Origin of the sequence: Streptomyces flaveolus, from assembly GCF_000716535.1 — a bacterium.
GTDB classification, from domain to species: Bacteria; Actinomycetota; Actinomycetes; order Streptomycetales; family Streptomycetaceae; genus Streptomyces; species Streptomyces flaveolus_A.
In genome coordinates this window covers 1-13,268 of sequence record NZ_JNWV01000026.1, presented here as the reverse complement: position 1 = coordinate 13,268, position 13,268 = coordinate 1, and the positions used below count along the sequence as shown (strand labels likewise).

Here is a 13,268-nt window from a genome sequence, read left to right as displayed (position 1 = left end):
GTATTCCGCGAGGCATACCTCCCGAGGCCGATCCGCAGGTCTTGAACATTGCTCGGCAGCTGCGCGAACGAATTGGGGTCGTCGACTGAGACGCGGACCTGCCATCGCTGCGGGCCTCCGATGTCCTTGGCGAACCGGCTCTCGCCCATGACGTCACCGATCTCGAAGCGCTGATCCGCCGAGTGGAGGGTGCCGTCGAAGACGCGAAACCATCGCGACAGCGGTGCGGACCAGTCGTAGGCAGGTGTCCGGTTTCGACCTCGGCCGCGTCCGCCCCAGGCCGGCGAGCAGGAGTGCGTCTTCCGCAGGGACGGGTCGGTCAGTGGTGGAAGGCCAGGAGTTTGGCGATGCCGTTGCGCTGGATCTCGGAGGTGCCGGTGAGGATGCGGAACATGCGGATCTTGCGGAAGAGGTACTCGATCTCGTTGCCCTGGGTGAGCCCTTCCTTGCCGTGGATCTGGACGGCCTCGTCGAGGACGCGGAAGGCGGACTCGGCGACGAAGAGCTTGCACATGAACGCCTCGGCGTGGACCTCCCGGCCCTCGTCCAGCGCGGCCAGCGCCGCGTAGGTCATGGAACGGGCGGCATAGAAGTCGGTGGCCATGTCGGCGACCTTGTGCTGGATGGCCTGCATCATCAGCAGGGGCTGTCCGCCGGCGACCTTGCGGGTGCGGGTGCGGTCGAGGGTCAGGGCGAGGGCGCGGCGGGTCGCGCCGAGGACGGTGGGGCAGTGCAGGAGGCGGTTGGTGGTCACCCGGCCGAGCGCGATGCGCATGCCCTTGCCCTCCTCGCCGAGGAGGTTGGCGGCGGGGACGTAGCAGTCGTCGAGGACGATGTCGCTCTCGATGTGCTCGCCGGACATCGGGGTCGCGCCGTCCTCGACGCGGCAGCCGGGGCTGTCGAGGTCCACGAGGAACGCGGAGAACCGCGGCTTCTCACCGTCCTGCTCACCGGTGCCGGCCATGCGGGCGACGACGATCGCGAAGTCGGCGAACGGGCCTGCCGAAGAGAACACCTTGTGCCCGGAGAGGCGGTAGCCGTCGCCGTCAGGGACCGCGACGGTGCGCATGGAGCGCACGTCGGAGCCCGCGTCGGTCTCCGTGAGGGAGAAGCAGCAGGCGCGTTCGCCGCGCAGCAGGGGCAGCAGGTAGGTGTCCAGTTGGTGCGGGGTGGCGTGCTTGAGGATGTCGCCGGCGCGCAGCGGACCGCCCATGTCCCCGAGCACGCTGTGCGAGAGAACGCGCCCACTGGCGCCGATCTCCTCCTTCAGGGCTGCCAGTTGGGTGTACGAGAGGTTCTGCCCGCCGTACTCCTCGGGCAAGTGGATGCCGTAGAAGCCGAGTTCGCGGCTGCGGCGCCAGACCGGTTCGAGGTCGGCGCGGGTGAGGCGGCTTGCGGGGGTGATGCCGCGCTCGCGTTCGTAGTCGGCGAGCTCGCCGTCGAGGTAGTCACGCAGCCGCTCCACCAGTTCGGCGGTGCGCGGGTCGTGGTAGGCGGGGCGGAGGGAGAAGGTCACCGGAAGCTCCGTAGGGGGGTGGGTCAGTTGACGCGGCGGGCGGCGTTCGCCCAGTACGGTTCGCGGACGGCCTTGCGGTCGAGCTTGCCGTTGCGGTTGTGGGGGAGTTCGGCCACGAAGTCGACGGAGCGGGGCTTCTTGAAGCGGTCCAGCCGGTCCGCGCAGAAGGCGATCAGATCGTGGGTCGTGACGGTGGTGCCGGGGTGGGGGACGACGACCGCCTTGACGGCCTCACCCCACTGCTCGTCGGGCACACCGACGACGCAGGCTTCCTGGACGGCCGGGTGCTCGTACAGCGCGGCCTCGACCTCGGTGCAGTAGATGTTGAAGCCGCCCGAGATGATCATGTCCTTCTTGCGGTCGACGAGGAAGAGGTAGCCGTCCTCCCGCATCCAGGCCAGGTCACCGGTGTGCACCCAGCCGTCGCGGAAGGTCTCCGCGGACAGCTCCGGCTCCTGCCAGTACGCGCGTACGCAGTCGGGGCCGCGCACGATGACCTCCCCGACCTCGCGCGGGCCGAGTTCCCGGCCCGCCTCGTCGACGACGCGTATCTCGGTGTCGTACGAGGCCCGGCCGCACGACTGGAGCAGTTCCGCGTCCTCCCGCACCGCGCGGGCTATCTCCTCGCTGCTCAGGCCCGCGACCACGCTGGTGGTCTCGCCGAGTCCGTAGCCCTGGGCGACGACGGGCCCGAAGAACGCGACCGCGTCGCGCAGGCGTTGCGGCGAGATGGGCGCACCGCCGATCCGAACGCTCGTCAGGGAGGAGAGGTCGTACTCCCGGGCCCCGGGGTGGGCGAGCACCATGTTCACCATGGCCGGCACGAGGAAGGTGGCGGTGATGCGCTCCTTCGCGACCGTCTCCAGGAAGCTCCGCGGACTCCAGGTGGGCAGGACGTACGTGGTCGAGCCGCCGAAGACACCGGCCAGCAGGCCCATTCCGGTGGCGTGCGTGATGGGTCCGCAGGCCAGGTAGCGGGTGCCCGGGCGGGGCCGGGAGTCCTCGGTCATCAGGAGCTTGCGCATGTTCGCGAGGCGGTTGCCGACCGTCTGGACCGCCGCCTTCAGGGCCCCGGTGGAGCCGGACGTGAAGTTCAGGACGCAGGGCTCCGACTCGTCCACCTCGACGCGGAACGGGGCCTCGTCGCCCTTGGCGAGCAGCGCGTCGTAGGACACCTCGCCCGGCCCGGACTCGTCCGGGGCGGGGGAGTCGAGCGGAACGGGCAGGCAGTCGGTGCCCGCGGCGGCGATCGCGGCCAGGGCGTCCTCGCGGTGGGCCGCGTCGAAGACCAGGGCCCGTACGGGGGCGTAGCGCAGGATGTGCTCGATCTCGCCGCGTCCGAGACGTGCGTTGATCGGGGCCCGCGTCAGCCCTGCCTTGTACAGGGCGAATTCGACCTCCACCAGCTCGCCCCGGTTCCAGGCCAGGGAGGCCACCGCGTCGCCGGGGCCGAGGCCCCGGGCGGTCAGGGCGGAGGCCAGCCGATTGGTCGCGCGGTCGAGTGCGCCGAAGCTCCAGGAACGGTCCCCGCACACGAGTGCCGGGGCCTGGGGCCAGTAGCGAGCGCTGCGCGCAAGGTAGGTGCCGAGGTTCATGAAGGGACCTGTCTCCCGAACGGAAGGGGATGAGGGAGTGGAACGAGGGGCTTGCGGACCGGCCGGGGTGACGAGCCCACCGGCTGCGCAAGTAGACTACTCAATCAATTACATACAGCTTGTTCAGTAACGTGGAGGGTGTCAAGAGCCTTCTAGACTGAGTGGGCCTGCGCCGCACGACCGAGGAGGGGGCCGAATGGCCGAGGACAGACGGACGAGACGGTCACGCCGTGCCCTCGGGGCGGCTCTGGTCGCGCTGGTCCTGGAGCGCGGCTTCACCGCGCTGACCGTGGAGGACATCACCGAGCGGGCGGACGTGGCCCGCGCGACCTTCTACGCCCACTTCCGGGACAAGGAGGACCTGTTCGCCCGGGTGACGGCCGACCTCCTGGACGAGCTCGGCCAGCGGCTCGCCCCCGCCGTCGCGGACAGCGCGATCGGCTTCACGGGCAAGCCGGTCCTGGAGATGCTCCGGCACGCGCGTGAGGAACGCGACCTGTACCGGATCGTGCTGCGCGGCGAGGGCGACGGCAGACCCCTGCAGATGTTCACGGACGCCTGCGCGAGGGCGACCGCGGAGGAGTTCCGTGCCCGCGCGGAGCGCAACGGGGTCCGGCCCCGCATCGACCCCGATCTGCTCGCCCGGGTGTGGGTGGGCGAGCAGATCGCCGTACTGCGCTGGTGGGTCGAGCAGGACACCCCGTCCCTGCCGGCCGAGGAGGTCGTGCGCATGCTGCTCGACCTGGCACTGCACGGACGGTACTGGGCCAGCGGCTTCGAGACGCCGGCCTGAGCCTTCGACCAGAGCCCTCAGGGCGTGGGGCCGGTTCCCTCGGTCACGCCCAGTCGTCGCGCGTCGCGTTCCGGCCGGATGGCGACCAGGGCCGTCAGACCGCAGGCCAGCATGACGGCGGCGGACAGCAGGAAAGCGTGGTCGTACCCGGTGCCGGGTGAGGCGGCGGAGTCCAGCAGGCGTCCGGTCAGGTACGGGGCGATCAGCCCGGGCAGGGTGCCGGTCGCGGCGACGATGCCGAAGACCGCACCTCGCCGGGGCGGAGGCACGACCGCGGACGCCGTCATGTAGTGCAGGGGGAACACGATGGCGTGGCCGCCGAAGGCGACGGCGAGCAGGGCGATGTGGGCCCAGCCGGTGGCGAGCGGGAGTGCGGCCATGGCCAGCGCCGCGACGGCCACCGCGATGCCCTGCGGGGCGCCGCTCGACCACCGGCGCGAGAGGCCGCGCCGGTGCAGCCGGTCGAGGAGGGGTGGCGTCGCGAGCAGCAGGACGAGGCTGAAAGCGGAGATGGCGCTGATGAGCGTGGCCGCGGTGCTCGGCCTCATGCCGAGCTGCGTCCGCAGGTACACGGGCAGCCAGGCGTGGCTCAGGGCGAGGGCCCAGGATCCGCCGAAGGCCGCGGCGATGCTTCCGAGCACCGTGCCGTTCAACAGCAGGCGCCGGTACGGCAGCCGCTGCGTGTGAAGCGCTGCCCGCGCGGTGCCGTCGGCCGGCCGTGAGCGCCGCGCGCGCCCCTCCCCGTACGGGCCGTCATGTCCCACCCGCCACCACACCAGGCTCCACACCAGGCTGGTCACGGCGAGCACCGCGAAGGCGGAACGCCACCCGAAGCCGGTGATCAGCCATGTCACCACCGGCGCCGCGATCAGCGTGCCCAGCGCGGCACCGCTGATCTGGAGCGCCGAGGGCAGGCCCCGGCGGTCCGCCGGGAACCACTTGTACAGGGCGTGCATCGACATCGAGGCCGCGGGTCCCTCCGCCGCCCCCAGCAGCACCCGCCCCGCCACGAGTGCGGGCACGGAGGCCACGAACAGCACCGGCAGCTGGGCCACCGCCCACAGAGCGGCCATCGTGAACAGCAGGACCCGGCTGGAGACGCGCGCCGAGGCAAAGCCGACGATCAGACCGGAGAGGCTGAACAGCAGCGCGAACGAGCTGGAGATTAGCCCGTAGGTGCTGTTGCTGATGCCCAGCTCGTCCATGATCGGGACGGCCGCGAGTCCCAGGACGGACTTGTCGGCGTAGTTGATGAGCATGAACGTCACGATCAACGCGGTGATCAGCCAGGCCCGCCGGCGGTCGAATGCCGGACGGGAGGGGGCGTCAGCCCCCGCACGGGGTGGCGCGGGCGAGGACGGTTCGACCATGGGGCACTCCTGCGGCTCGGAGGGGAAGCGTGCGGGGAACGGCGCGGCGGCCGGCGACCGAGGCCGGCCGGGCCGGCGGTCGCGGGGCATGACGGACGCGTGACTGCTGCCCCAGGGCTTTCCGTCGGCGAGGGGCTGTCATCCGGTGTTGAACAGGTTGTACGTTAATTGCGCTCATGTTCAAGACCTTTGCAGTGACGGAGTTGCCCGTGAACGACTCGACCCGCCTCGGTGACCTCCCGTGGACCCGCGGCTACACCGACCCGGCATGGATCCGCCGCTTCACGTCCGCGGGCCGCGAACTCTCCCCCAGCCGCCGGGTGTGGCGCGGACCCGAACCCGCCCGAGCCCTACCGGGGGAGCCCGACGCCCTCGACGGGCTCGCCCTCGACATCGGCGGGGCCGAGATGACGCTGCCGGACCTGTTCGCCGCCGCGCAGACGGACGCGTTCCTGGTGCTGCACCGGGGCAGCGTCGTCCACGAGACGTACCGGCACGGCACCGAGGCGCACACCCCGCACTTCAACGCCTCGGCGGCCAAGTCCTACATCGGACTGATGGCGGCGACACTGGCGCATCAGGGCCTGCTGGACCGGTCGGCCCAGGCCTCCGCCTACGTCCCCGAACTCGCCGGAACCGCCTTCGGTGACGCCCCGGTCGAGGACCTGCTGCACATGGGCACCCAGGTCGGTTACGCGGGCCGGCCCTTCGACAAGGCGATCGAGGCCCAGCGGTACTACGCCGTGCTCGCACCGCAGCTGCGGCCCTACGGCTACAACGGTCCGACCACCATCCGTGAGCACCTCCTGACCGCCCGCGCCACCGGCCGGCCGGGGACCGGGTTCCGCTACGAGAACGGCAACGTCGAGGCACTGGCCGAGGTCCTGCGCAGGGTCACGGGCCTGAGCACCTCGGCGCTGCTCAGCGAGATGATCTGGTCGAAGATCGGCGCCGAGGAGGACGCCTACTACATCCTCGACGGCGATGGGGTCGAGGCGGCCTGCGGCGGCTTCAGCGCCACCGCGCGCGACGTCGCCCGCGTCGGCGAGATGCTGCGCCGCGGCGGGGCGGTCGGCGACCGGCAGGTCGTGCCCGAGGAGGTGGCCACGACGATCACCAGCGGTGTCCCGGACGGCTACCCCCGCCGCGTGCGTTTCCCCGCCGCGCCCCCCGACTCGCCGGCCACGCTCTCGTACCACGACCTGTGGTGGATTCCGAACGACCCCTATGGCTCGTACATGGCCAGCGGAATCCATGGCCAGCGGCTGTTCGTCTCGCCCGGCCTCGACCTCGTCGCCGTCCACTTCGGTTCCCAGGTGATTTCGCCGGAGGTGCGGGTCGCGCCGCTCGTCCAGGCGTTCCTGCGGATCGGCGACCACCTCGCGGCGACCCGGTGAGTTTTCTGTGAATCGGGCCGCGCCGGCGGTGGTCTCGGCGCGGATCCCGCCGTCCGGCCGCGCCGTGGCGGCGGATCTCTCAGAAGACTCCCAGGAACTCTCCGAGTGCGTTCAGGCCGGGGTGACAGCGTCGGTGATTGTTCCGACGAAGCCTCGACCTGACTAGGAGCCCTCGCTGTGGCCACGTTCCTTTCCAGGCTGGGCCGGTTCTCCTTCCGGAGGCGCCGGCCGGTCGCGCTGCTGTGGGTGGTGCTGCTCGTGGGCACGGGCGTGCTGGCCGGGAGGGCTCCCGCCGCGCCGCCCAACGACTTCTCGATGCCCGGCACGCAGGCACAGCAGGCGTACGACGTGCTGGAGGAGAGCTTCCCGGAGCTGAAGGCCGACGGCGCGACGGCCCGGGTGGTGTTCCGGGCGGAGGACGGCAAGGTCACCGACCCCGAGGAGAAGAAGGCCGTCCGGGAGACGGTCCGAGAACTCGGGGACGGCCCCCAGGTCGTACGCGTCACCGACCCGTACGCCACCCGCTCGGTGAGCGAGGACGGCTCCAGCGCGTACGCACAGGTGTCGTACGAGGTGCCCGCCTCACAGCTCGAGGAGAGCTCGCGCGACGCGCTGCAGGACACCGTCGAACGGGCGGGCTCGCAGAAGCTGACCGTCGAGGTCGGCGGCAACGCCGTCAACGCGATGGCCGGCGGACATTCCTCCGAGGCCCTCGGCCTGGCCGTCGCCGCCGTGGTACTCGTCATCACCTTCGGCTCGCTACTCGCGGCCGGCCTCCCGCTGCTCACCGCCGTCCTCGGCGTCGGCATCGGCGGCCTGGCGATCAAGGTGCTCGCGGAGCCGCTCGGGCTCGGCTCGACCACCAGTGGTCTCGCCACCATGATCGGCCTGGCCGTCGGTATCGACTACGCGCTGTTCGTCGTCTCCCGCTACCGCGCCGAACTCGCCCGGGGCAGGGACCGGGAAGCGGCGGCCGCTCACGCGGTGGGCACCGCGGGGTCCGCGGTCGTCTTCGCCGGTCTCACCGTGATCATCGCCCTCGCGGGACTGAGCGTGGTCGGCATCCCGCTGCTCACGCAGATGGGCCTCGCCGCCGCCGGCACGGTCGTCATCGCGATGCTGATCGCCGTCACCCTGATCCCCGCGCTGCTCGGCCTCCTCGGACGCCGCATCCGTCCCACCCGCCCGCGGCGCCTCGGTAAGGACGGCCGGCCGAAGCAGGCCATGGGCGTGCGCTGGGCCCGGTTCGTCGTCCGGCGCCCGGTCGCCGTCCTGTTGGGCGGCGTCGCCCTGCTCGGCGTGGTCGCCGTACCCGCGGCCTCTTTGGACATGGGGCTCCCGGGCGACGAGTCCAAACCCGCCTCGACCACGCAGCGCCGCGCGTACGACCTGGTCGCCGACGGCTTCGGTCCCGGCTACAACGGCCCCCTGACGGTGGTCGTCCAGGCCGACGGCGGCGGCAGCGCCCAGGAGGCCGCCCGCGACGTCGCCGCGGAGATCCGGGGCAGGAAGGACGTCGCCGCGGTCGGGCAGCCCCGGCTGAGCACGGCGGGTGACACCGCCGTCCTCACCGTCGTACCGGTCACCGCGCCGGCCGGCGCAAAGACGGCCGACCTGGTGCACGCGCTGCGCGACCCCGCGGTCGCGAGCGAGCACGGCGCCCGCGTTCTGGTCGCCGGGTCGACGGCGATGAACGTGGACGTGTCGCAGAAGCTGTCCGACGCCCTCCTCCCGTACCTGGCACTCGTGGTCGGCCTGGCGTTCCTGCTGCTGATCGCCGTCTTCCGGTCCCTCCTCGTCCCGCTCAAGGCGGCCCTGGGCTTCCTGCTGTCGGTCCTGGCCGGCCTCGGCGCGGTGGTCGCGGTCTTCCAGTGGGGCTGGCTGTCCTCCCTCTTCGGGGTCGCGGTCCCGGGACCGGTGATGTCGATGACCCCGATCTTCATGGTGGGCGTCGTCTTCGGCCTCGCCATGGACTACGAGGTGTTCCTCGTGACCCGGATGCGCGAGGCGTACGTGCACGGGCAGTCGCCGAAGGACTCCGTGGTCAGCGGCTTCGAGCACAGCGCACGGGTGGTGACCGCCGCCGCCGTGATCATGATCTCCGTCTTCGCCGCCTTCATGGGATCCGACGAGCAGATGCTCAAGACCATCGGCTTCGGGCTCGCCGCCGCCGTCCTCTTCGACGCGTTCGTCGTCCGCATGGCGATGGTCCCGGCCGTCCTGGCCCTGCTCGGCCGGCGCGCCTGGCGCCTTCCCCGATGGCTGGACCGGCTCGTGCCCCACCTGGATGTCGAAGGCGAGCGGCTCGAACGAGAGGCGGACGGTGCCGCGACGGCGCCCGCCGCCGTACCCGGCGCCGGCCCGGACCCCGCCGTCGGGACAGCGGGCAGCGGCGGCCGCCGGGGCTCCGCCGTCTGATCCGCCTACGTCAGGGCCCGTGCCGCTTCCTCCCCCTCTTCCGTCCACAGGAGCCTGCCCATGTCCTCCGCCCCATCTCGCCCTGCTCCTCCCGGTTCACCGTCGCGCCACGGTCTCGAAGGCGCCCTGTCCGTCGCGACCGCGGTCGTGGCGATGGCCGCCGCCGCGTGGGCGGCACTCGCCGCCCTGGGCGCCGGAGCGATCGCCCCGGTCTCCCGCCTCGTGCCGATGATGGTGAGCACGGCCGTCGGTGGCGGCGTCACGCTGGAGTCGGCCCCCTCTGCCTGGTCGGCCGACGGCGGTGGGCAGGGCGGCGGCCTCGGCGGGCTGCTCGGCGGTCTCGGCGGCGGTGGCGGGTCGAGCCTCGGCCTGAGCGGTGCGGTGGCGGTGACGCCGCTGACGCTGACGTTCCTCGGCACGGCCGTCCTGGGGGTCGGCTTCTTCAGGCCCTTGCGCCGACGGCAGCGGCCCGCCGCGGCGCTGCTGTGGGCCCGGTGCGGCGGCGCGCTGGTGACCGCGGCCGTGGTGTTCCCCGTCCTGGCCGCCGTGGCTCAGGGCACCGCCCGGCTGCCCGAGTCCGCGACGGAACGGTTCGGCAGGGGAACGGCGTCGGGAGCGTTCAGCCGGTTCACCGGAGGGGGCGAGGGCGGAGGTGTCACCAAGGCGTTGTCCTCGGTGGTGTTCGAGACCGACGCGGCGGCGACCGCCTTCCTCGGCGTGCTGTGGGTGGGTGCCGTCCTCGCTCTCGGTTGCCTCGCGGCCCGCCGTACGACACTCCCGCGCCCCCTCGCCCTGGGCCGCCCGCGACTGAAGTGGAACCCCGTCACCTCCACCCTGACCGGACTCGCCGCGGTGCTGTGCCTCTCGGCCCTCGCCGTCGCGCTCCTGGCCGGGGCCGCGGCCCTGACCGGACGGGAACAGGCGGCCCGAGCGGCCGGTCTGCTGCTGCTGATCGGCCCCAACCTGATCGGCGTGCTGTTCACCGCCGGCCTCGGTACCTCCTGGGAGGCGGGCGTACACCGCATCCAGCCGGACGGCGGCGGGATGCTCGGCATGCTCGGCGGCGGCGCCCAGGACGGTACGCAGGGTACGGACAGGTCCGTCGACCTCGGCGGCTGGTCGGGCGCCGGCGTGCCCCTGTGGGTCCTCGGCCTGCTCCTGACGCTGCTCCTGCTGGTGGCCGCCGGGTATGCCGCCGCCTCCCGCACCCCGGCGCGCACCCCGAGAGAGGAGTCCGAGTCCCCACTCGACCGCCATGCGGAGACCGCGCTGCGGATGGGCATCGCCGTCGGCGCCGTGACCCTGGTGTTCCCTCTCCTGGCCCGCGGGTCGCTGCGGATCGGCATCAGCCTCATGGGCAACGAGATGGGCGGCGTCACGGCCGGTCTCGACGCCACTGCGGGACTGTCCGCTCTCACCGGGTTCGTCCTGGCCGCCCTCGGGGGCTACGGTGGCAGCCGCCTGCAGAGCCGAAGGGCCCGCCGCCGGGGCCCGGCGGCGGGCCAGCCGGGCACGGCACCCCGACGGCCGGCCGGCGCACGGTCCACGCCGTCCCGGGTGACGTCCGACTCGGCGTCGTGAGCGCCGTGTGATCTCCTCAGAAGTCCAGTCCTGCTCGTGAAGGCGGCGATCCACACCATGGCGGCACCGACACCCCCCGCGCACCACCCCGCGGGTCGCCCCAGCCACCTGCTCGTCGTCGACGACGAGCCCACGGTCCGGGAGTTGCTGCGCACCGCTCTGCGCTACGCCGGCTTCGAGGTGGAGGCCGCCGCCACCGGCCAGGAGGCCCTCGACCTGGCCGCGCGGCACACGCCCGACCTCGTCCTGCTCGACGTCATGCTCCCGGACATGGACGGCTTCGAGGTGATCCGCCGTCTGCGGGCCCAGCCCCGCTCACCCCTTCCCGGCCAGGGCGGGGACGTTCCGGTCCTCTTCGTCACCGCACGGGACGAACGCCAGGACCGGCTGCACGGCCTGCATCTCGGAGGCGACGACTACGTCACCAAACCCTTCGACCTCGAAGAGCTCATCGCCCGCATCCATGCCGTCCTGCGCCGTACCCGAGGCGAGCAGCCCGTCCGGCTCGTGGTCGGCGACCTGGCGCTCGAACCCGGCAGCCACCACGTCACCCGGGCCGGCCGCACCGTGCGACTGTCCCCGACCGAGTTCCGCCTCCTGCACTTCCTGGTGGCCAACACGGACCGCACCATGACGAAGAACCAGATCCTGCACAGCGTGTGGGAGTACGACTTCGGCGGCGACCCCAGCATCGTCGACACATACATCAGCTATCTGCGCCGGAAGGTCGACACGGGTGAGCCCAAACTCATCCACACCGTCCGAGGCGTGGGCTACGTGATCCGCGAGCCCCGGCCATGAAGCGCCCGGCCCGGTGGCCGACCGGCGGACGGCCGAGCCGGGTTTCCCTCCGCACCCGCCTGCTGTGCCTCTCCGTCGCCCTGGTCGCCGTCGGCCTCCTCGGCACGGGGGCGATCGTCACCACGGCCCTGCGCGGCTACCTGGAGAACCGCGTCGACGACCGGCTCGTCCTGACCGGCCAGATCGCGGCCCGCCTCGCACCGCCCGCCGGTACGGGCACCCCGCCGAGTGTGCGGGCCCTGAGCGTCCTGGGCGACACCACCGTGACCTACCTGGACGACGAGGGTGCCACCCGCAGCGTGTTCGACGCGAGCACCGCGCCACCCGGCGGCGGTCCCGAACTCCCCGCCCTCGACCACGCGGCCGTCCTCGCCAGAGAGGGCCGCCCGTTCACCGTGACCGCCCGGGACGGCGACCACAAGTGGCGGGTCATCGCCCTCGCCCAGCCCGCCCAGGTCTTCCCGCCCGAACGGACCGACACCCGCGGCAGTGTCCTCGTCGCCACCTCCCTCGACGAGGTCGACCGCACCGTCACCCAGGCCCGGAACCTCTCCCTGACCGTGGGCGCCGGCCTTCTCGCGCTCCTGACCGCCGCCGGCTGGTTCGCCGTCCGCTCCGGACTGCGCCCCCTGACCCGGATCGAGGAGACCACCACGGCCATCACCGCTGGCGACTACTCCCACCGCGTCCCCGAACTGGCCGCACCGCACACCGAGGTGGGACACCTGACGGCCTGCCTCAACCAGATGCTCGCCCAGATCGACACGTCCTTCCGGGCGCGCGCGCAGGCCGAGGCGAGAACCAGACGCTTCTTCGCCGACGCCAGCCACGAACTGCGTACGCCGCTCGTCGGCATCAAGGGCTACACCGACCTGTACCGCATGGGCGCCCTGCCCACCCGCGACGACGTCGACCAGACCATGACCCGCATCGCCGAGGAGTCCGAACGCCTCACCCGGCTCGTCGAGGAGATGTTCCTGCTCGCCCGCCTCGACGAGGACACCGCGGACGCGGGCCCGGACCGGGCACCGGCCTTCGCCCTCGACCTCGCCCCCATGGACCTGCGCACCCTCGCCGCCGACGCCCTCCACGACGTTCGTGCCCTGGACGCGGCCCGCCCGGTGAGCCTCACCGGACCCGGCGGCGGCAAGCCGGCCACCGCCCCCGCCGTCGCCGACGAGGCGCGTCTGTGCCAGGTCGTCACCAACCTCATCGGCAACGCCGTCATCCACACCCCGCCCGGCACGCCCATCAGAATCGGCGTCGGCACCATCGGCGGCAAGGCCGTCATCGAAGTCGCCGACGAGGGTCCCGGCCTCACGCCCACCGAACGCGAACGTGTCTTCGACCGCTTCTACCGCACCGACGACTCCCGCACCCGCGCCACCGGCGGCTCCGGCCTCGGCCTCGCCATCGCGCACGCCCTCGTCACCGCACACGACGGCCGTATCACCCTCGACACCGCACCCGGCCAGGGCTGCGCCTTCCGCATCGAGCTCCCGCTGCCCGACCCGTCACACCGAGGGGTCGCCGACGGGAAGGCGTGAGGCGGACGCCGGACCAGGCCTTGTGGTTCCGTGCGCGTGCCCGGAGCCGATGAGTTCTCTCAGGCGCGTTTGGATGAGTTCCTGGAGCATCACGGGGGCGGCAAGGACAGCGTGTTCAGACAGGACCTGCACGAATCAATGCGGCCGAGGACACGGTTGCGTCCTGAGAAGTGGTGTACGGGTTCCCACCTGATCCGGGCGTTTGCCCCGGCGTCGGAGTGAGAGTCCGGATACAAGAACGGCCACCGGC

9 protein-coding genes are annotated in these 13,268 nt (G+C 72.2%); 6 read left to right on the top strand and 3 right to left on the bottom strand.

From position 1 onward, the window contains the following. Nucleotides 1-319: 319 nt before the first annotated feature. Nucleotides 320-1,516 carry an acyl-CoA dehydrogenase family protein gene (locus OO52_RS27020; RefSeq protein ID WP_030647410.1) on the bottom strand — a complete coding sequence of 399 codons (1,197 nt, stop codon included), beginning with the start codon at nucleotides 1,514-1,516 and terminating at the stop codon, nucleotides 320-322. A 23-nt stretch (nucleotides 1,517-1,539) separates the two neighbouring features. Beyond that, a complete protein-coding gene (locus OO52_RS27015) occupies nucleotides 1,540-3,111 on the bottom strand; it encodes a class I adenylate-forming enzyme family protein (protein ID WP_030647408.1) in 1,572 nt (523 codons plus the stop codon). A 196-nt stretch (nucleotides 3,112-3,307) separates the two neighbouring features. On the opposite strand from OO52_RS27015, the gene OO52_RS27010 reads away from it, so the two are divergent. Further along, nucleotides 3,308-3,904 (top strand): TetR/AcrR family transcriptional regulator, encoded by a 597-nt coding sequence (locus OO52_RS27010; protein ID WP_030647406.1) that lies wholly within the window; start codon nucleotides 3,308-3,310, stop codon nucleotides 3,902-3,904. A 17-nt stretch (nucleotides 3,905-3,921) separates the two neighbouring features. Here OO52_RS27010 and OO52_RS27005 read toward each other — a convergent pair whose 3' ends face one another. After that, a complete protein-coding gene (locus tag OO52_RS27005) occupies nucleotides 3,922-5,274 on the bottom strand; it encodes an MFS transporter (protein WP_030647403.1) in 1,353 nt (450 codons plus the stop codon). 209 nt (nucleotides 5,275-5,483) lie between these two features. Between OO52_RS27005 and OO52_RS27000 the strand changes: the two genes are divergently transcribed. The 5 genes from OO52_RS27000 (at nucleotide 5,484) to OO52_RS26980 (ending at nucleotide 13,018) form a co-directional block, all read left to right on the top strand. Continuing rightward, entirely contained in the window at nucleotides 5,484-6,671 is a 1,188-nt protein-coding gene (locus tag OO52_RS27000; RefSeq protein WP_234339789.1) for a serine hydrolase domain-containing protein, read from the top strand. Nucleotides 6,672-6,848: 177 nt separating this feature from the next. After that, nucleotides 6,849-9,089 (top strand): MMPL family transporter, encoded by a 2,241-nt coding sequence (locus tag OO52_RS26995; protein ID WP_078877009.1) that lies wholly within the window; start codon nucleotides 6,849-6,851, stop codon nucleotides 9,087-9,089. A 60-nt stretch (nucleotides 9,090-9,149) separates the two neighbouring features. After that, entirely contained in the window at nucleotides 9,150-10,670 is a 1,521-nt protein-coding gene (locus tag OO52_RS26990) for a streptophobe family protein (RefSeq protein WP_158712572.1), read from the top strand. Nucleotides 10,671-10,727: 57 nt separating this feature from the next. Continuing rightward, nucleotides 10,728-11,471, top strand: coding sequence for a response regulator transcription factor (locus OO52_RS26985; protein WP_030647392.1), 744 nt, complete (start codon nucleotides 10,728-10,730; stop codon nucleotides 11,469-11,471). Further along, nucleotides 11,468-13,018: a sensor histidine kinase gene (locus OO52_RS26980; RefSeq protein WP_030647390.1), complete on the top strand. Its 1,551-nt coding sequence runs from the start codon at nucleotides 11,468-11,470 to the stop codon at nucleotides 13,016-13,018. Before OO52_RS26985 ends, OO52_RS26980 begins: the two co-directional genes overlap by 4 nt. Nucleotides 13,019-13,268: the final 250 nt, after the last annotated feature.